Genomic DNA, 18,285 nt, shown 5'->3' with positions numbered 1-18,285 from the left:
CACCGTTCTCGGTGGTACGGTCCGATTCGTCCGGTGGACATGGGACGAGGGGCAGACCACAGCCATGGCGAAGAGCACAGCACCCGACGGTGACGGGCGACGCCCGCCCCGAGTGGTCGCGCTGGGGGGCGGGCACGGCCTGCACGCCTCCCTGTCGGCCCTGCGCAGGGTGACCACCGACGTGACGGCGGTCGTCACCGTCGCCGATGACGGCGGCTCCAGCGGCCGCCTGCGCCGGGAACTGGGCGTCCTGCCCCCCGGCGACCTGCGCATGGCGCTGGCCGCGCTGTGCGGCGACGACGAGTGGGGGCACACCTGGAGCGAGGTGATCCAGCACCGCTTCCGCTCCGAGGGCGAACTGCACGGCCACGCGGTCGGCAACCTGCTGATCGTGGCCCTGTGGGAGCTGCTCGGCGACTCCGTGGCGGGCCTGGACTGGGTGGGCCAGCTGCTGGGCGCGCACGGCAGGGTGCTGCCGATGTCGTCGGTGCCGCTGGACATCGCCGCCGAGGTGTCGGGGATCGACCCGGAGCGGCCCGAGGAGCTGACCACGGTGCGCGGCCAGGTGGCGTGCGCCAGCACCAGCGGCAAGGTGCGCTCCATCTCGCTGATCCCCGAGGATCCGCCCGCCAGCCCGCAGGCGGTCAAGGCGGTCCGCGAGGCCGACTGGGTGGTGTTCGGCCCCGGGTCGTGGTTCACCAGCGTGCTGCCCCACCTGCTGGTCCCCGACCTGGCGCACGCCCTGGTCACCACCCGGGCCAAGCGTATGGTCGCCCTGAACCTGTCCCCGCAGCGGGGCGAGACCGACGGCTTCCGCCCCGAGACCTACCTGGAGGTGCTGCGCGAGCACGCGCCCAAGCTGGGGGTGGACGTGGTGCTCGCCGACCGGGGGACCGTGGACGAGCCCGAGCCCCTGGTGCGGGTGGTCGGCGAGCTGGGCGGGCGCCTGGAGCTGGCGGAGCTGTCCCGCGACGACGGCACGCCGCGCCACGATCCCGACCGCCTCGCGGCGGCCTTCGAGAGGATCCTGGAGGGCTGAGGATCCGGCGGGACAGCGTCCTCACAGGTGGGGAGCAATTGGCCGCACACCGGCACGAAGGCTCCCAGGGTGCGCGGCGCGGCTGGTCGGCGGATGGGCAACACGCCGTGCGGGGGTCGGCAGCCAGCGCCTGGTCACGTAGTCTGCCACGGAGTAAGCCGCTCGTGGCGGGGCCGCGGCGGCTCATCCCCGGTGCCGAGTGCGTGGTGCCGGGCCAGGTTGTGTGACGGGGAGGACCTCAGCGATGGCGATGACCGGCGTGGTGAAGGATGAGTTGAGCCGGCTGACCATTCTCAAGCCATGCTGCCGCAAGGCGGAGGTGTCCACCATCCTGCGGTTCACCGGAGGCCTGCACCTGGTGGGCGGACGCATCGTGATCGAGGCCGAGCTCGACACGGGCGCGGCCGCGCGCCGCCTGCGCAAGGACATCTCCGAGGTCTTCGGCCACGAGTCCGAGGTGGTCGTGCTGTCCCCGAGCGGTCTGCGCAAGGGCAACCGGTACGTGGTCCGGGTGATCAAGGACGGCGAGTCCCTGGCCCGGCAGACGGGGCTGGTGGACAACAACGGCCGCCCGGTGCGCGGCCTGCCCCGGCACGTGGTGGCCGGTGGCGCCTGCGACGCAGAGTCGGCCTGGCGGGGCGCGTTCATCGCGCACGGCTCCCTGACCGAGCCGGGCCGGTCGATGTCGCTGGAGGTGACCTGCCCCGGCCCGGAGGCCGCGCTGGCGCTGGTGGGCTCCGCGCGCCGGCTGAAGGTGCACGCCAAGGCGCGCGAGGTGCGCGGCGTGGACCGGGTGGTGGTCCGCGACGGCGACTCCATCGGCGCGCTGCTGACCCTGCTGGGCGCGCACCAGAGCGTGCTGGCCTGGGAGGAGCGGCGGATGCGCCGGGAGGTGCGCGCGACCGCCAACCGGCTGGCCAACTTCGACGACGCGAACCTGCGGCGCAGCGCGCGGGCGGCGGTGGCCGCGGGCGCGCGCGTGGAGCGGGCCCTGGAGATCCTGGGCGAGGACGCCCCCAAGCACCTGGTGGCCGCGGGCCAGCTGCGCCTGGCGCACAAGCAGGCCTCCCTGGAGGAGCTGGGCCAGCTGTCCGTCCCGCCGCTGACCAAGGACGCCATCGCCGGGCGTATCCGCAGGCTGCTGGCCATGGCCGACAAGCGCGCGAGCGACCTGGGTATCGAGGGCACCGAGGCCAACCTGACCCCGGACATGCTGGTCCCCTGACCCGGAGTCTCCCCGCGGCCTTCGGGCGATGCCGCCGTAACACCGATGTTCGGCTTTGTTAACTGCGAAAACTCGGGGATAACTTCGGAAAATGGTATAGACCTCTCCGGCTCGCAGTGCCAGGATGGTCGCGAATCCACCGGGCCCGCTGGCCCGGCCGTGGCCCAGCAGCGGCTCCCCGCCGGTGCTCCGCTAGGCTCGTGGTGAACACCCTGTGTGCGTTGAACCTGCTCATGGCAGTCGACCGGTTGACCCCGGAGTACGGCGTTCGGGGCGGGGGTAATGCCCGGGTGGAAATGATGTGCGATATATGAGGAGATTGGTTCCGTGACCATCCGTGTAGGCGTCAACGGCTTCGGTAGGATCGGCCGCAATTTCTGGCGCGCGGTCGCCACTGGTGGCAGCGACATCGAAATCGTCGCGGTCAACGACCTCACCGACACCAAGACGCTCGCGCACCTGCTCAAGTACGACACCGTGCTCGGCACCCTGGAGGGCGGCGTCGAGGTCGGCGACGACTTCATCCGCGTGGGCGACAAGACCATCAAGGTGCTGGCCCAGCGCGACCCGGCCCAGCTGCCCTGGTCGGACCTGAACGTGGACGTGGTCATCGAGTCCACCGGCCACTTCACCAAGGCCGAGGACGCCAAGAAGCACATCGAGGCGGGCGCCAAGAAGGTCATCATCTCCGCCCCGGCCAAGGGCGAGGACCTCACCGTCGTCATGGGCGTCAACGACGACAAGTACGACGCGGCCAACCACCACGTCATCTCCAACGCCTCCTGCACCACCAACTGCGTCGCGCCGATGGCCAAGGTCCTCCTGGACAGCTTCGGCGTCAAGCAGGGCCTGATGACCACGGTCCACGCCTACACCAACGACCAGGTCATCCTGGACTTCCCGCACAAGGACCTGCGTCGCGCCCGCGCGGCCGCGCAGAACATCATCCCGACCACCACCGGTGCCGCCAAGGCCACCGCGCTGGTCATCCCGGAGCTCCAGGGCAAGCTGGACGGCATGGCCATGCGCGTCCCCGTGCCCGACGGCTCCGTGACCGACCTGGTCGTCACCCTGGAGCGCGAGGTCACCAAGGACGAGGTCAACGCCGCGTTCAAGGCCGCCGCCGAGGGTCCGCTCAAGGACGTGCTCGTCTACACCGAGGACGAGATCGTCTCCTCCGACATCGTCGGCACCTCGCCCTCGTGCACCTTCGACTCCAAGCTGACCATGGCCTTCGGCAACCAGGTCAAGATCGTCGGCTGGTACGACAACGAGTGGGGCTACTCCAACCGCCTGGTCGACCTGGCCAAGCTGGTCGGATCCGGCCTGTAGCGTCCACGGCCCTCATGGCCACCGGCGCGTGAGACGGCACCCCTTCGCCCGCAGTGCGCGCGGAGGGGTGCCGTCGTACGCGCTCCTCCCGGCCCCACCGCCCGGGACCGCCACATCCCACATTCCAAGAGGAGAACCAGCATGCGGACGATCGACGACCTCGACGTCTCCGGCAGGCGCGTGTTCGTCCGGGCCGACCTGAACGTGCCCCTGGACGGCGACCGGATCACCGACGACGGGCGCATCCGCGCGGCCGTGCCCACCATCTCCGCGCTGCGCGAGCGCGGTGCCCGCGTGATCGTCGCCGCCCATCTGGGCCGCCCCAAGGGCGCTCCGGAGCCCCGCTACTCGCTGCGCCCGGTGGCCGCCCGCCTGGGCGAACTGCTCGGCACCGAGGTGGCCTTCGCCTCCGACACCGCGGGGGAGTCCGCCCGCGCCACCTCCGCCGCCCTGGAGGACGGCCAGGTCGCCCTGCTGGAGAACGTGCGCTTCGAGCCGGGGGAGACCAGCAAGGACGACGCCGAGCGCGGGGAGCTCGCCGACCGCTTCGCCCAGCTCGCCGACCTGTACGTGGGCGACGCCTTCGGCGCCGTGCACCGCAGGCACGCCAGTGTCTACGACCTGCCCGGCAGGCTGCCGCACGCCGTCGGCGGCCTGGTGCTGAACGAGGTCGAGGTGCTCCGCAGGCTCACCGGCGACCCCCAGCGCCCCTACGCCGTGGTCCTGGGCGGTTCCAAGGTCTCCGACAAGCTCGGCGTCATCGACAACCTGCTGGGCACCGCCGACCGCCTGCTCATCGGCGGCGGCATGGTCTTCACCTTCCTCAAGGCCCAGGGCTACGAGGTCGGCTCCAGCCTGCTGGAGGCCGACCAGATCGACACCGTCAAGGGCTACCTGGAGCGCGCCGAGCGCGAGGGCGTGGAGATCGTCCTGCCGGTGGACGTCGTGGCCGCCGAGAAGTTCGCCCCCGACGCCGCGCACGACGTGGCCGCCGTCGAGGCCATCCCGGCCGACCGGATGGGCCTGGACATCGGCCCCCGCAGCCAGGAGCTCTTCGCCGAGAAGCTGGCCGACACCCGGACCGTCTTCTGGAACGGCCCGATGGGCGTGTTCGAGATGGCGCCCTACGCCGGGGGGACCCGCGCGCTGGCCCAGGCCCTGGTCGACTCCGACGCCTTCACCGTGGTCGGCGGCGGCGACTCCGCCGCGGCCGTGCGCGCGCTGGGCTTCGACGAGGCGGCCTTCGGTCACATCTCCACCGGCGGCGGCGCCAGCCTGGAGTACCTGGAGGGCAAGGACCTGCCCGGTATCGACGCCCTGAAGTAAGCCCGAAGTTCCCCTTCACACACGAGGAAGTGCCGACATGTCCCAGCGCCTGCCGCTCATCGCGGGCAACTGGAAGATGAACAACAACCACCTGGAGGCGATCGCGCTCGTCCAGAAGCTGGCGTTCGCGCTCAACGACAAGGACTACGACAAGGCCGAGGTCGTCGTCCTGCCGCCGTTCACGGACCTGCGCAGCGTCCAGACGCTGGTCGACGGCGACAAGCTCAAGATCGTCTACGGGGCCCAGGACATCTCCGCGCACGAGAAGGGCGCCTACACCGGCGAGATCTCCGGCTCCATGCTGGCCAAGCTGGACTGCTCCTACGTGCTGGTGGGCCACTCCGAGCGCCGCGAGTACCACCGCGAGGACGACGCCCTGGTCAATGCCAAGGTCAAGGCGGCGTTCGCCAACGGCATCGTCCCGATCCTGTGCGTGGGGGAGGGCCTGGAGGTCCGCAAGGCGGGCCAGCAGGTCGAGCACGTCCTGGCCCAGCTGGACGGCGCACTCAAGGAGGTCCCGACCGAGCAGGCCGAGAGGATCGTCGTCGCCTACGAGCCCGTGTGGGCCATCGGCACCGGCGAGGTCGCCACCCCCGAGGACGCCCAGGAGGTGTGCTCGGCGGTCCGCGCGCGCCTGGCCGAGCTGTACTCGCCGGAGGTCGCGGGCGCGGTGCGCGTCCTCTACGGCGGCTCGGTCAAGGGCGACAACGCCCCCGGCATCATGGCCAAGGACGACGTCGACGGCGCCCTGGTCGGCGGCGCCTGCCTCAAGGCCGACGAGTTCGTGAGGATCATCCGCTTCGGCGAGCGCTAACCGCCGCGCGGACCCCGCCCGTCACGCTTCGATGCCCGATGGTGACGGGCGGGGTGCCCGACAGGTCGCCGGGTCGGGCTAGACTTCGCTGTGGGGTTCTCCGTGCCTCGCGGTTTCCCCGCCCGTGCTGCCAAGGGCACGGTAAAATCCGAAATTGTCCCCGGTCCCCTGCTTTCCAGGTGTCCGCACCGGCCCGGCGTCACCGCTGGTGCGCACGGGAAACGGGGGTCGGTCCATACCCCCCGCTTCGGGGTCGAGCTACGGGTGAGCGTGTGATCCTCGGTCTGTCCATCCTCGTGATGCTTCTCAGCGTGCTGCTGGTCCTCCTGGTGCTCATGCACAAGGGCAAGGGCGGCGGTCTCTCCGACATGTTCGGCGGTGGCGTCACGTCCTCGCTCGGCGGATCGTCGGTGGTCGAGCGCAACCTCGACCGGATGACCGTCGTGATCGGGGTCGTGTGGATCCTCGCCATCGTCATCCTCGGCCTGCTGATCAACCGGGGCATGTAGCCCGCGACCCGCGGGCACACCCCGTCCACCGTCAAGCTCGCCCGAGAACCGGTGAGCGAGTTCGCCGAAGGAGTTTTTCGTGGGTAGTGGCAGTGCCATTCGTGGCAGCCGTGTCGGAGCCGGTCCCATGGGCGAGGCCGAGCGGGGCGAGGCCGCTCCGCGCGTCCGGGTTCCGTTCTACTGCGCGAACCTGCACGAGGTCGTGCCCAGCTTCGCGAGCGAGGCGCTGGTCCCCGACGAGTGGGACTGCCCGCGCTGCGGCTTCCCCGCGGGCAAGGACAAGGCGAACCCCCCGTCGCCGCCGCGCACCGAGCCGTACAAGACCCACCTGGCGTACGTGAAGGAGCGCCGCAGCGAGGAGGAGGGCAAGCTCATCCTCGACGAGGCCCTGGCCAAGCTGCGCGCCGACCGCGCCGCCGTCGAGGCCCACATGAGGGCCAGGCAGAACTAGTCGGCCTTCCCCCACAGGCTTCCGTGGGGCCCGTCGCGACCGCGACGGGCCCCACGCGTGTGTCCGGGCCCCGTGTCCGGGGCCGACGCCCCAGCCGTACGTGAATACGAGAGCGAACTTCTCATTCTCGGGACTGGTGTGGTTCTTGGGAAATAGAGTGATCGGCACGCACCCCGACAGCCCCTGTGAGGAGATGGTGTCGATGTCTACGTGCCCCACCGGCGGCGACCACGACTGGATACTCGGCGACGACCGCAAGTTCCAGTGCGCCAAGTGCGGAGCTCAGAGCGCCCGGCGGTTCTGAGCCCCGGGACCGGGCTGCACCGTCCCGCGCCCGGCCAGTCGCCCGTTCTCCGCGGCGCGCCAGGTCACCGGTTCCCCCAAGGTCTCGGCCACCCCCTTGGCCCAGCGCTCCAGGCAGGCGAACCTGTCCGGCCCCTCCGGAAGCACGGTGCGCCCCTGGTAGGGCATCCCGTCCAGGACGATCACCTCGCCGTTCAACCTCAGTTCGGTGTCGTACTCGCTCGTGTTCGGCCTCATGGACCGGACTCTAGCGCTCCCCAGCCGCTCCCACCCGTGCTTTGGCCGACCTCCCCACGGCCACGGAGGATCCGGCGCACGGAGCACCCGCCGGAGTGGGGAGAATGGTGGGTATGGCCTCCCCCGAACCCGCGGACGCCCCCGCCGCCCCCCGAGGCGTTCCCTCGGACCTGACCCGAACGCCCGAAAGTGTCTCCCACCTGCGCAGGTACGTCAGCCTGCGCGGCCCCAACACGCGGATGTGGATGGCCGCGGCCTACTTCTCCGCCGCCCTGACGGTGGGGTTCCTGGTGGTCCTGGGGTCGATGCTCTGGCACGTGCTGCGCGAGGAGAGCACGGTCGGCTCGGTGACGCTGTGGGCCTTCGCCGGCCTGGTCATGCTCTTCGTCGGCCCGGGGAGCAACGTGTTCGTGCTGCGCGGGCTGCCCCAGCGCATCACCCGGCAGGGCATCAGCGCCGACAGCGACGGCGTCACGGTCCTCCAGGAGCGCAAGTGGTGGTTCCCCGGCGAGGGGACGTTCATCGCCTGGACGGAGATCCGGCGCATCCGCGAGGTGCACACCGGCGGGCGCAGGCTCACCTACTTCATCGAGTTCGTGCTGGACACCCACCGCACCGACGCCGAGCTGCCCAGCTGGGCCGAGACCGCCGAGAGCCTGGACCTGGAGGCGGTGGACGCGCCCACGCAGTTCTACGTGCAGGTGCCCGCCGACCTCAAGGAGAAGATCCTGCGGATGGTGGAGCGCACGGCCCCGCTGCCCTCGGTCGTGGAGCGGACCCCGCCGCTACGGTGAGGTCCGGCCGTCCAGGCGCCGGGTCAGGTCGGACGCGGCGTCGCGCACCCGCCCGGCCAGCGCCTGCGGGGTGACCGGCCGCGCGCTGGGCACCGTCAGGCTGATCGCCGCGGCGGGGCGGCCGTTGTGGTCACAGGCCGCCGCCGCCACCGACACGAAGCCCTCGGTGACCTGCCCCTCCTCGATCGACCAGCCCTGGCGCTGCTCCTCGGCCAGCACCCGGCGCAGTTCGCCCGGCGAGGCCGGGCCCCGGCCGGTGCGGGTGGTGAAGGCCGCCGCGTCCGGGTACAGGGCGCGCACCTGGGCGCGCGGCAGCCGGGCCAGCATGGAGCGCCCCGACGCGGTCAGGTGCGCGGGCAGGCGCACTCCCACCCCGGTGATCAGGGAGGGGGCGTGCGGCGGCTGCTCCTTGAGCAGGTACAGGGTGTCGGCCCCGTGCAACACCCCCAGGTGGGCGGTGGCGCCGGTGGCCTCGGTGAGCTGGTGCAGCAGCGGGCGGGCCAGGCGCTCGACGCCGTCGTGGCGCAGGTAGGCCGAGCCGATCTCGAAGGCCGCCACGCCCAGGCCCCAGCGGCGCTCCTCGGGCAGGTGGGTCACGAAGCCCTCCCGCGCCATGGCCTCCAGCAGCTGGTACACGCTGGAGCGGGGCACGCCCAGCTCGGCGGCGATCGCCGAGGCCGACACCGGCCCGGGGCGGGTCGCCAGGAAGCGCAGCAGCCGCAGCGCGCGGGTGGCCGCCGGAACGAGGCTCATACCCTGATTGTCTCGCATGACGTGCTGGCCGGAAAACTCCAACAAGACTTCTGTCTGGCGCCAAAGAGGCGGTTTTTCTTCGTTCATCTGGTTGGTTTTGGCGCTACTATGGCTCCATGGGAGCTATTCAGGTCAAGGACGTTCCGGACGAGGTCAGAGAGATTCTGACCGTTGAGGCCAAGCGGTCGGGCAAGTCGCTCCAGGCCTATCTGCTGACCCTGCTGGAGCGCGAGGCGCGTTTTGTCCGCAACCGGGAGATTGTCGAGCAGACCCCTTTGCCAGGGGCCAACCTGAGCATGGACGAGATCGTCATGGCGGTACGAGCCGCTCGTGGAGACGAGGCGTTGGACGCTCATGGTGAGAGCGGTGCCGTGTGATCGTTGTCGACACGTCCGTCCTGATTGATCTCTACCTTGGAGCGCCGGGGCGTTCCACGACCATGGCGCGACGTGTTCTGGGTGCTGACAGCGAGTGGTACGCCCCCAACCACCAACGGGTGGAGTTCCTCAATGCCCTGCGAGGACTCGTGCTCGGGAAGAAGGTGTCGGTCAGTGACGCTGAAGCAGCACGCAAGCTCTACAGCTTGCAGGCCATCGCGCACGTGGAGCCCGTCGGAGGTGTGGCGGACAGGATCTGGGAGCTCCGTTCCAACCTCACCGCGTATGACGCGGCTTACGTTGCTGTGGCGGAGGCGTTGGACTGTGCCCTTGTGACAGGGGATGTCCGGCTGGTTTCCGCTCCGGGACTGCGGTGTGAGGTGCGGATTATCCGTTAGCCGGGCAGGAGACCGGCGAGCAGGCGCCCCTGCTGTCTGAGATCCCAGACGGAACCCTCGTGTCAGCCCTTCACCAGGGGCCACGTCCGGGGTCAAATGGGAGACATGTCCACAGCAGTCCCTTCCGTCGTCGTCGGCGATGCGCCGCTCACCCCGGCCCAGATCCTCGACGTGGCCCGCCACGGCGCCCGTGTCACCCTGTCCGAGCAGGCCCGCAAGGCCCTCCACCACGGCCGCGAACGGGTCGAGTCGCTCGCCCGCGGCGAGGTTCCCGCCTACGGGGTCAGCACCGGCTTCGGCGCGCTCGCCACCCGCCACATCGCTCCCGACCTGCGGGCCCGCCTCCAGCGTTCGCTCATCCGATCGCACGCCGCCGGGACCGGACCCGAGGTGGAGGACGAGGTCGTCCGCGCCCTGATGCTGCTGCGCCTGCGCACCCTGGCCTCGGGCAACACCGGTGTGGAGGTCACCACCGCCGATACCCTCGCCGCGCTGCTCAACGCCCGGATCACCCCGGTCGTGCACGAGTACGGCAGCCTGGGCTGCTCCGGTGACCTGGCGCCGCTGTCGCACGTGGCGCTGGCCCTGATGGGCGAGGGCCGGGTCCGCGACGCCGCCGGTCGGGACGTGCCCGCCTACACCGCCCTGCACGAGGCCGGGATCCGGCCGGTGGAGCTGGGCGCCAAGGAGGGCCTGGCGCTGATCAACGGCACCGACGGCATGCTCGGCATGCTCGTGCTGGCCTGCATGGACCTGGAGCGCCTGCTCAAGGTCGCCGACATCACCGCCGCCATGAGCGTCGAGGCGCTGCTGGGCACCGACCGCGTCTTCGCCGAGGAACTCCAGCGACTGCGCCCCCACCCCGGCCAGGCCGCCTCCGCGGCCAACCTGCGCGCCCTGCTCGACTCCTCGCCCATCGTCGCCTCCCACCGCGGCCCCGACTGCAACCGCGTCCAGGACGCCTACTCGCTGCGCTGCGCCCCGCAGGTGGCCGGCGCCGCCCGCGACACCCTCGCCCACGCCCTGCTGGTGGCCGGGCGCGAACTCGACAGCGTCATCGACAACCCCGTGGTCCTGGACGACGGCCGGGTGGAGTCCAACGGCAACTTCCACGGCGCGCCCGTGGCCTACGTGCTCGACTTCCTGGCCATCGCCGTCGCCGACACCGCCTCCATCGCCGAGCGGCGCACCGACCGCATGCTCGACGTGTCCCGCTCCCACGGCCTGCCCGCCTTCCTGGCCGACGACCCCGGCGTGGACTCCGGGCACATGATCGCCCAGTACACGCAGGCCGCCGTCGTCTCCGAGCTCAAGCGCCTGGCCGTGCCCGCCAGCGTCGACTCCATCCCCAGCTCGGCCATGCAGGAGGACCACGTGTCCATGGGCTGGTCGGCCGCCCGCAAACTGCGCCGCGCCGTGGACGGACTGACCAGCGTGCTGGCGGTGGAGTTGCTCACCGCCGCCCGCGCCCTGGACCTGCGCTCGCCGCTGGAGCCCGGCCCCGCCACCGGCGCCGTGCTGCGCACCGTCCGGGAGAGGGTCTCCGGCCCCGGCCCCGACCGCCACCTGGCCCCCGAGATCGCCGCCGTCGCCGACCTGATCACCGACGGCTCCGTGGTCGGGGCCGCCGAGTCCGTCGTTCCCCTGGCCTGAACCGACCCGAACACCGCGAGGAGACCGCGTGAGCAGTCCACGTACCGTCCGCGCCGCGCGAGGCACCACCCTGTCCGCGAAGGGGTGGCAGCAGGAGGCCGCCCTGCGCATGTTCCACAACAACCTCGACCCCGAGGTCGCCGAACGCCCCGAGGAGCTGGTGGTCTACGGCGGCACGGGCAAGGCGGCGCGCGACTGGCGCAGCTTCGACCGCATCACCACGGCCCTGCGCGGGCTGGAGGGCGACGAGACCCTGCTGGTGCAGTCGGGCCGCCCGGTCGGCGTCATGCGCACCCACGAGTGGGCGCCCCGCGTGCTCATCGCCAACAGCAACCTGGTGGGGGACTGGGCGAACTGGCCCGAGTTCCGCCGCCTGGAGGCCCAGGGCCTGACCATGTACGGGCAGATGACCGCCGGTTCGTGGATCTACATCGGCACCCAGGGCATCCTCCAGGGCACCTACGAGACCTTCGCCGCCGTGGCGGCGAAACTGAGCGGTTCAGGCAGGCACAGCGGGGGGACTCTGGCCGGGACCATCACCCTCACCGCCGGGCTCGGCGGCATGGGCGGCGCCCAGCCGCTGGCCGTGACCATGAACGACGGCGTCGCGATCGTGGTCGAGTGCGACCCCAGCCGCATCGAACGCCGCATCGAGCACCGCTACCTGGACGTGCGCGCCGACAGCCTCGACCACGCCCTGGAACTGGCCGTGCGGGCGCGCGACGAGCGCCGCCCGCTGTCGGTCGGGGTGCTCGGCAACGCCGCCGAGGTCCTGCCCGAGCTGCTCTCGCGCGGCGCACCGATCGACGTGGTCACCGACCAGACCTCCGCCCACGACCCCCTCTCCTACCTGCCCGCCGGGGTGGCCTTCGAGGACTGGCGGGACCTGGCCGCGGCCAGGCCCGAGGAGTTCACCGACCGGGCCCGGGAGTCCATGGCCGCGCACGTGGAGGCCATGGTGGGCTTCCAGGACGCGGGCGCCGAGGTCTTCGACTACGGCAACTCCATCCGCGACGAGGCCCGCAGCGGCGGCTTCGCCCGCGCCTTCGACTTCCCCGGGTTCGTCCCCGCCTACATCCGGCCCCTGTTCTGCGAGGGGAAGGGGCCGTTCCGGTGGGCGGCGCTGTCCGGCGACCCCGCCGACATCGCCCGCACCGACCGGGCGGTCCTGGACCTGTTCCCCGACAACGAGCACCTGGCCCGGTGGATCCGCATGGCGGGGGAGCGGGTCGCCTTCCAGGGGCTGCCCGCCCGCATCTGCTGGCTCGGCCAGGGCGAGCGGGCCGCCGCCGGGGCGCGGTTCAACGAGCTGGTGGCCTCCGGCGAGGTCTCCGCGCCGCTGGCCATCGGCCGCGACCACCTGGACACCGGCTCGGTGGCCTCCCCCTACCGCGAGACCGAGGGGATGAGGGACGGCTCCGACGCCATCGCCGACTGGCCGCTGCTCAACGCCCTGGTCAACACCTCCTCCGGTGCCTCGTGGGTGTCCATCCACCACGGCGGGGGAGTGGGCATGGGCCGCTCGCTGCACGCCGGGCAGGTCAGCGTCGCCGACGGCACCGACCTGGCCGCCGCCAAGCTGGAGCGGGTGCTCACCAACGACCCCGCCATGGGCGTCATCCGCCACGTGGACGCCGGGTACGACGAGGCCGAGCGCGTCGCACGCGAGCACGGCATCCGCGTCCCGATGCGCGAGGGCGACTGAACCGCGCCGGGGCGCCCGCCGAGGGCGCTCCGGCGGACCCCGGCCGCGCGCACGACCATCCGTTCCGACGTGGGGAAACACCCTTTGGCTTTCTCCCTCTCCTGAAGGAGGGGGTTCCGACCGTCCCTGACGGGACGCTCCCGCTCACGCGGGCTGTCTCGCAACAGCGGTTTCCTGTTTCGTCGCCGACCGCGGAAGGGAGGACCCCTGCCGTCTGACACCAGCTCCGCAGGCATCACCCGAGACTGTCTCCCGGGCTGCGGCTCGACCAGCCGCACGGGTGTTCTTGGCCGCGTTGACGTCCCGATCGTGTCGGGTGCGGCAGGCAGGGCACGTCCAACGCCGGGTGCCCAGGGAAAGCGTGGCCAGCAGATGCCCGCACGCCGAGCAGGTCTTGGAGGAGGGAAACCACCGGTCGATGACCACCAGGGCGCGTCCGGCGAAGAAGTTCGCGAACGCGCTGTGTTGGTGGCGCAGGGTCTGCTGCAACGGGGCAGAGGACACCTCGGCCAGGAACGCCAGGTCCTGGGTTTTCTTCCACTGGGTCAGCGCCGCGTCGGTCTGCTTGTACGAGGTCTTCCTGCCCTCGGCGTGGTAGGCGGTGTGGCGTTCGGTAAGGGTTTTGTTCCACACCAGGCGCACGCACCCGAACGTGCGGCCCAACTGGGCCGCTTGTGCGGGGGCCCGGGGAGGCCCGGCACTTGTACGCCGTCCGCATGCACCCAAAGTTACAGGGGTTGACTGTATGAATAAGCCATGTCCCGGATTCCTCCCCGGCCTGAAGGCCGAGGCGTCCTCCGGGAGGGTCGGGTGAGCGACCACCGCACCGCCCCCGATTCCGGGGCCTTCGACCGTCTGTGGGCCGACCTGGCGCCCGTGGGCCGCGATCCGGGCAGCGGCGGCTACCGCCGCCACGCCTGGAACGGCGCCGACGCCGACGCCCGCGCCTGGTTCACCGAGGCCGCCGCCGCGCGGGGCCTGGACGTGCGCGCCGACCGCAACGGCAACCTGTGGGCCTGGTGGGGCGCCCCCGGGCCGGGCGCGGTGGCCACCGGCTCCCACTTGGACTCGGTTCCCGACGGCGGGGCCTTCGACGGTCCCCTCGGGGTGGCCAGCGCCCTGGCCGCCGTGGACGAGCTGCGGCGGCGCGGGCTGTCCCCCGCCCGGCCGCTGGCCGTCACGGTGTTCGCCGAGGAGGAGGGCGGCCGGTTCGGCGTCCCCTGCCTGGGCAGCCGCCTGGCGGTCGGGGAGATCTCCCCCGAGCGGGCGCGCGGTCTCACCGACGCCTCCGGGACCACCTGGGCCCGGGCCATGGAGGCCGCAGGGCACGACCCCGACGCGATCGGCGCCGACCCCGCGGCGCTGGCGGACCTGGACGTGTTCGTGGAGCTGCACGTGGAGCAGGGCCGCGCCCTGGAGGAGACCGCCCACCCGGTGGGCGTGGCCAGCGCGATCTGGCCGCACGGGCGCTGGCGGATGGACTTCACCGGCCGCGCTGACCACGCGGGGACCACCCGCCTGGACGACCGCAGCGACCCCATGCTGCCGTTCGCGCACACGATCCTGGCGGCCCGCGCGCTGGCCGAGGAGCACGGTGCCCGCGCCACCGTCGCCAGGGCCCTGGTCAGCCCCAACGGCACGAACGCGATTCCGTCCCTGGTCAGCGCCTGGCTGGACGCCCGCGCCGCTGACGAGGCCGCGCTCGGCGCGGTCGTGGCCGGGGTGCGCGAGGCCGCCGAGAGGGCCTCGCGCGAGCACGGGGTGGACTGCGCGACGGCCAACGAGTCCCTGACCCCGCTCGTGTCGTTCGCGCACGGTCTGCGCGACCGCCTGGCCGCCGTGGTCGCCGAGCGCGCCCCCGGCCCCCGGGTGCCGGTGCTGCCGACCGGGGCCGGACACGACGCCGGGGTGCTCGCCGCGCACGTGCCCACCGCGATGCTGTACGTGCGCAACCCGACCGGGGTGTCGCACTCCCCCGAGGAGTGGGCCCGCCCCGAGGACTGCCACGCCGGGGTGCTCGCCCTGGCCGACGTGCTCCAGGACCTGCTCGCCCGCCCCGTCCGGGAGGGGGACCGGTGACCGCCGCGTCCGAGGTGAGCGGCCTGCGCACGGGCGGCGACGCTCCCGCCGAGTCCACCCCCGCCGCGTCCGCCTCGGGCGGGCCCGCGTCCGGCACGCGCGCGGAGGACGCCCCGCCCCGCTCGGAGGTCCGGGCGCGCGGGCGCGCGGCGGTGCCGGACGTGCGCCGCCTGTGGTGTGAGTGGGCGTGGACCGGTGCCGGGGACGGCGCCCCCGAGCACGGCGTGCTCGGGGAGGTGGCCGACGGGCGGATCACGTCGGTGACGTCGGACACGCGTGCGCCCGCGGACGCCGAGACCCTCTCCGGGCTCACCCTGCCCGGGCTCGCCAACGCCCACTCGCACGCCTTCCACAGGGCGCTGCGGGGGCGCACCCACACCGGTGGCGGGTCCTTCTGGACCTGGCGCGAGACGATGTACCGGGTGGCCGCACACCTGGACCCCGACACCTACCACCGCCTCGCCAGGGCGGTCTACGCCGAGATGGCCCTGGCCGGGATCACCTGCGTGGGCGAGTTCCACTACCTGCACCACGCTCCCGGCGGAGCCCGCTACGACGACCCCAACGCCATGGGCCACGCCCTGGCGGCCGCGGCGGCCGACGCGGGGATCCGGATCACCCTGCTGGACGTGTGCTACCTGTCCGGCGGACTGGACGAACGCGGCGTCCACCGGCCGCTCACCGGGCCCCAGCTGCGCTTCGGCGACGGGGACGCGGCCGCCTGGGCCGAGCGTGCCGCCGCCTTCGCCCCCGACGGCGGCCACGTGCGCACGGGAGCGGCCGCCCACTCGGTGCGCGCCGTCCCCGCCGCGCAGCTGCCCGAGGTCGCCGCGTTCGCCGCCGGGCGCGACGCCGTGCTGCACGTGCACGTCTCCGAGCAGCCCGCCGAGAACGCCGCCTGCCTGGCCGCGTACGGCCGCACCCCCACGGCCGTGCTCGCCGACGCGGGCGCGCTCACCGCGCGCACGAGCCTGGTGCACGCCACCCACCTGAGCGACGCCGACGTCGCGGCCGTGCGCTCGTCCGGCGCGACCGTGTGCCTGTGCCCCACGACCGAGCGCGACCTGGCCGACGGCCTGCCGCGCACCGGCGACCTGCTGCCCGCCCCGCTCAGCCTGGGCACCGACCAGCACGCCCTGACCGACATGTTCGAGGAGGCCAGGGCGGTCGAACTCCACGAGCGCCTGCGCACCCACCGGCGCGGCACCCTGGGCGTCGGGGAGCTGCTGCGCGCCGCCACCGCGCACGGGCATGCCAGCCTGGGCTGGACCCGCGACCCGGGGATCATCGTCCCGGGCATGAGTCCCGGGTCCGGCTTCTCCGGTACGTCCGAAGATCCACCGCCTCCCGGAGGAGAACCACGGGAACCCCCGCGCGAGGCGCCCGACGCGGGGGCCCTGGTCCCCGGCGCGCGGGCCGACCTGGTCAACGTCCCCCTGGACGGAATCCGCCTGGCCGGGGCCGACCCCGCACGGGCCGCCGACGCCGTCGTCTTCGCCGCCACCGCCGCCGACGTGCGGCACGTGATGGCCGACGGGCGCTGGACCGTCCGCGACGGGGTCCACACCCTGGTCCCCGACACCGCGCGCGAACTCGACACGGCCATCAAGGAGGTCCTCACGTGAGCGACGTGCCCCGGAGCATCGTCATCGACGACATCGCCACCCTGGTCACCAACGACCCCTCCCGGGGGCGGGGTGCGGTGGGCGAGGTCCAGGACGCGGCACTGGTCGTCGAGGGCGGCCGGGTGGCCTGGTCGGGCCCGCGCTCCCAAGCGCCCGCCGCCGACGCGCGGATCGACGCCGCGGGGCGCTGTGTCATCCCCGGGTTCGTCGACAGCCACTCCCACATCGTCTTCGCGGGCGACCGCAGCCGCGAGTTCGCCGCCAGGATGAGCGGACGGCCCTACTCGGCGGGCGGGATCCGTACCACCGTTGCCGCCACGCGCGAGGCCTCCGACGCCGACCTGCTCGCGGGCGCCCGGCGCCTGACGCGCGAGGTCCGCGCCCAGGGCACCACCACCCTGGAGGTCAAGTCCGGTTACGGGCTCACCGTCGCCGACGAGGAGCGCTGCCTTGCCGTGGCCGCCCGCGTCACCGACGAGGTCACCTTCCTGGGCGCGCACGTGGTCGCCCCCGAGTACGCCGACGACCCCCAGGGCTACGTCGACCTGGTCACGGGCCCCATGCTGGACGCCTGCGCGCCGCATGCCCGGTGGATCGACGTCTTCTGCGAGCGCGGCGCCTTCGACGAGGACGCCTCCCGCCGGGTCCTGACGGCCGGGGCGGCGCGCGGCCTGCTGCCCCGCGTGCACGGCAACCAGCTGGGCCCGGGGCCGGGCGTGCGCCTGGCGGTCGAACTGGGCGCCGCCTCGGTCGACCACTGCACGCACCTGGAGCCCGGGGACGTGGACGCCCTGGCCCAGGCGGCCGCGCGCCCCGAGCCCACGGTCGCCACCCTGCTGCCCGGAGTGGACTTCTCCACCCGCCAGCCCTACCCGGACGCCCGCGCGCTCCTGGACGCCGGGGCCCTGGTCGCCCTGGCCAGCGACTGCAACCCGGGTTCCTGCTTCACCTCCAGTCTGGCCTTCTGCGTCGCGGTCGCGGTCCGCGACATGGGCATGACCCCCGACGAGGCGGTGTGGGCGGCCACCGCGGGGGGAGCGCGGGCCCTGCGACGCACCGACGTCGGCCACCTGGCCCCCGGCGCGCGCGCCGACCTGGTCCTGCTGGACGCGCCCAACCACCTCTACCTCGCCTACCGGCCCGGGGTCCCCCAGGTCGCGGCGGTCTGGAAGGACGGGGAACTGGTCTCGGGGCGTCCCTGAGGGCGGAGAGCACGGTGTGACGAGCGGGTCATCCAACGTCCTCGCGAACTCAACGAACGGCTAACCTTCCCGAAATCCGCGGCACCGAAACTGGAGTCACGTCGGTGCGTGTCCGCCGTCGCGGTACAGCGTCGTTCCGCGGCGGCGGGGCACTGCCCCCACGTCCCCCGAAGAGGTTCGCGGTGAGCCTGCGGCGTGTCAGGACGGCGGTCGAGGACCGCTTCGGCGGCCGACTCGCGCGGCTCACGGGCCAGGACTGAGCACGCGGCTCCCGCCCGGAGCCGCACACAGACGCGGGGGCCGACGATCACTGGGGGGTGTCGTCGGCCCCCGCTCGCGGTTGACGCGATGAGGCCGTTCCCGGGAGCGGGTGTCCGCGCCCGGGAACGTGGGCTAGGGAGTGTTCCGCGGAGGCTTTCGGATCAGCGAGCGGCCGTCCGGGCAATCTCTCGCAAGACGGTTC

General features: G+C 72.7%; 17 protein-coding genes and 1 pseudogene. 15 read left to right on the top strand and 3 right to left on the bottom strand.

Features of this window, described 5'->3' with window-relative positions; all coding sequences use genetic code 11:
• The first annotated feature begins 64 nt into the window (after positions 1 to 64).
• From ACSIH6_RS22220 to ACSIH6_RS22190, 7 genes are all read left to right on the top strand, one after another.
• The gene (locus ACSIH6_RS22220) at positions 65 to 1,039 is read left to right on the top strand and encodes a gluconeogenesis factor YvcK family protein (RefSeq protein WP_435110241.1); all 975 of its coding nucleotides are present in this window, start codon (positions 65 to 67) and stop codon (positions 1,037 to 1,039) included.
• Between the two features lie 244 nt (positions 1,040 to 1,283).
• Positions 1,284 to 2,264, top strand: coding sequence for a DNA-binding protein WhiA (gene whiA, locus ACSIH6_RS22215; protein WP_017567643.1), 981 nt, complete (start codon positions 1,284 to 1,286; stop codon positions 2,262 to 2,264).
• Between the two features lie 327 nt (positions 2,265 to 2,591).
• The gene (gap, locus tag ACSIH6_RS22210) at positions 2,592 to 3,596 is read left to right on the top strand and encodes a type I glyceraldehyde-3-phosphate dehydrogenase (protein WP_435110240.1); all 1,005 of its coding nucleotides are present in this window, start codon (positions 2,592 to 2,594) and stop codon (positions 3,594 to 3,596) included.
• 141 nt (positions 3,597 to 3,737) lie between these two features.
• The gene (locus tag ACSIH6_RS22205) at positions 3,738 to 4,922 is read left to right on the top strand and encodes a phosphoglycerate kinase (protein WP_435110239.1); all 1,185 of its coding nucleotides are present in this window, start codon (positions 3,738 to 3,740) and stop codon (positions 4,920 to 4,922) included.
• A 37-nt stretch (positions 4,923 to 4,959) separates the two neighbouring features.
• Positions 4,960 to 5,736, top strand: coding sequence for a triose-phosphate isomerase (gene tpiA / locus ACSIH6_RS22200; protein WP_435110237.1), 777 nt, complete (start codon positions 4,960 to 4,962; stop codon positions 5,734 to 5,736).
• A gap of 272 nt (positions 5,737 to 6,008) precedes the next feature.
• Complete coding sequence (gene secG / locus ACSIH6_RS22195) at positions 6,009 to 6,245, top strand: preprotein translocase subunit SecG (RefSeq protein WP_017567639.1); 237 nt, start codon at positions 6,009 to 6,011, stop codon at positions 6,243 to 6,245.
• A 79-nt stretch (positions 6,246 to 6,324) separates the two neighbouring features.
• Positions 6,325 to 6,696 (top strand): RNA polymerase-binding protein RbpA, encoded by a 372-nt coding sequence (locus tag ACSIH6_RS22190; RefSeq protein ID WP_013154023.1) that lies wholly within the window; start codon positions 6,325 to 6,327, stop codon positions 6,694 to 6,696.
• Positions 6,697 to 6,978: 282 nt separating this feature from the next.
• On the opposite strand, the gene ACSIH6_RS22185 is transcribed toward ACSIH6_RS22190, so the two are convergent.
• The gene (locus tag ACSIH6_RS22185; RefSeq protein ID WP_017567636.1) at positions 6,979 to 7,236 is read right to left on the bottom strand and encodes a stalk domain-containing protein; all 258 of its coding nucleotides are present in this window, start codon (positions 7,234 to 7,236) and stop codon (positions 6,979 to 6,981) included.
• A 113-nt stretch (positions 7,237 to 7,349) separates the two neighbouring features.
• Between ACSIH6_RS22185 and ACSIH6_RS22180 the strand changes: the two genes are divergently transcribed.
• The gene (locus ACSIH6_RS22180; protein WP_435110236.1) at positions 7,350 to 8,030 is read left to right on the top strand and encodes a hypothetical protein; all 681 of its coding nucleotides are present in this window, start codon (positions 7,350 to 7,352) and stop codon (positions 8,028 to 8,030) included.
• On the opposite strand, the gene ACSIH6_RS22175 is transcribed toward ACSIH6_RS22180, so the two are convergent.
• Entirely contained in the window at positions 8,022 to 8,783 is a 762-nt protein-coding gene (locus tag ACSIH6_RS22175; RefSeq protein WP_435110235.1) for an IclR family transcriptional regulator, read from the bottom strand. The genes ACSIH6_RS22180 and ACSIH6_RS22175 overlap by 9 nt on opposite strands.
• A gap of 116 nt (positions 8,784 to 8,899) precedes the next feature.
• On the opposite strand from ACSIH6_RS22175, the gene ACSIH6_RS22170 reads away from it, so the two are divergent.
• The 4 genes from ACSIH6_RS22170 (at position 8,900) to hutU (ending at position 12,916) form a co-directional block, all read left to right on the top strand.
• Entirely contained in the window at positions 8,900 to 9,160 is a 261-nt protein-coding gene (locus ACSIH6_RS22170) for a FitA-like ribbon-helix-helix domain-containing protein (protein ID WP_061080367.1), read from the top strand.
• Positions 9,157 to 9,558, top strand: coding sequence for a type II toxin-antitoxin system VapC family toxin (locus ACSIH6_RS22165; RefSeq protein WP_435110234.1), 402 nt, complete (start codon positions 9,157 to 9,159; stop codon positions 9,556 to 9,558). The genes ACSIH6_RS22170 and ACSIH6_RS22165 overlap by 4 nt, the downstream gene beginning before the upstream one ends.
• Before the next feature lie 105 nt (positions 9,559 to 9,663).
• Entirely contained in the window at positions 9,664 to 11,211 is a 1,548-nt protein-coding gene (gene hutH / locus ACSIH6_RS22160) for a histidine ammonia-lyase (protein ID WP_435110233.1), read from the top strand.
• Between the two features lie 28 nt (positions 11,212 to 11,239).
• Positions 11,240 to 12,916 carry a urocanate hydratase gene (gene hutU, locus ACSIH6_RS22155; protein ID WP_435110232.1) on the top strand — a complete coding sequence of 559 codons (1,677 nt, stop codon included), beginning with the start codon at positions 11,240 to 11,242 and terminating at the stop codon, positions 12,914 to 12,916.
• A gap of 144 nt (positions 12,917 to 13,060) precedes the next feature.
• Here the strand turns inward: hutU and ACSIH6_RS22150 are convergent.
• A pseudogene (locus ACSIH6_RS22150) lies at positions 13,061 to 13,634 on the bottom strand (zinc ribbon domain-containing protein).
• Positions 13,635 to 13,726: 92 nt separating this feature from the next.
• Here ACSIH6_RS22150 and ACSIH6_RS22145 point away from each other — a divergent pair.
• From ACSIH6_RS22145 to hutI, 3 genes are read left to right on the top strand one after another with little or no spacing between them, the layout of a single operon-like run.
• Positions 13,727 to 14,995, top strand: a complete 1,269-nt coding sequence (locus ACSIH6_RS22145; RefSeq protein ID WP_435110231.1) for an allantoate amidohydrolase — start codon at positions 13,727 to 13,729, stop codon at positions 14,993 to 14,995.
• Entirely contained in the window at positions 14,992 to 16,620 is a 1,629-nt protein-coding gene (locus ACSIH6_RS22140) for a formimidoylglutamate deiminase (RefSeq protein ID WP_435110230.1), read from the top strand. The genes ACSIH6_RS22145 and ACSIH6_RS22140 overlap by 4 nt, the downstream gene beginning before the upstream one ends.
• Positions 16,617 to 17,822 (top strand): imidazolonepropionase, encoded by a 1,206-nt coding sequence (gene hutI, locus ACSIH6_RS22135; RefSeq protein ID WP_435110229.1) that lies wholly within the window; start codon positions 16,617 to 16,619, stop codon positions 17,820 to 17,822. The genes ACSIH6_RS22140 and hutI overlap by 4 nt, the downstream gene beginning before the upstream one ends.
• Positions 17,823 to 18,285 lie beyond the last annotated feature (463 nt).

Origin of the sequence: Nocardiopsis synnemataformans (genome assembly GCF_965343085.1) — a bacterium.
Classification (GTDB): Bacteria; Actinomycetota; Actinomycetes; order Streptosporangiales; family Streptosporangiaceae; genus Nocardiopsis; species Nocardiopsis alborubida.
Note: the sequence above shows the minus strand (reverse complement) of the source record. Positions and strands in the feature narration are given on the sequence as shown.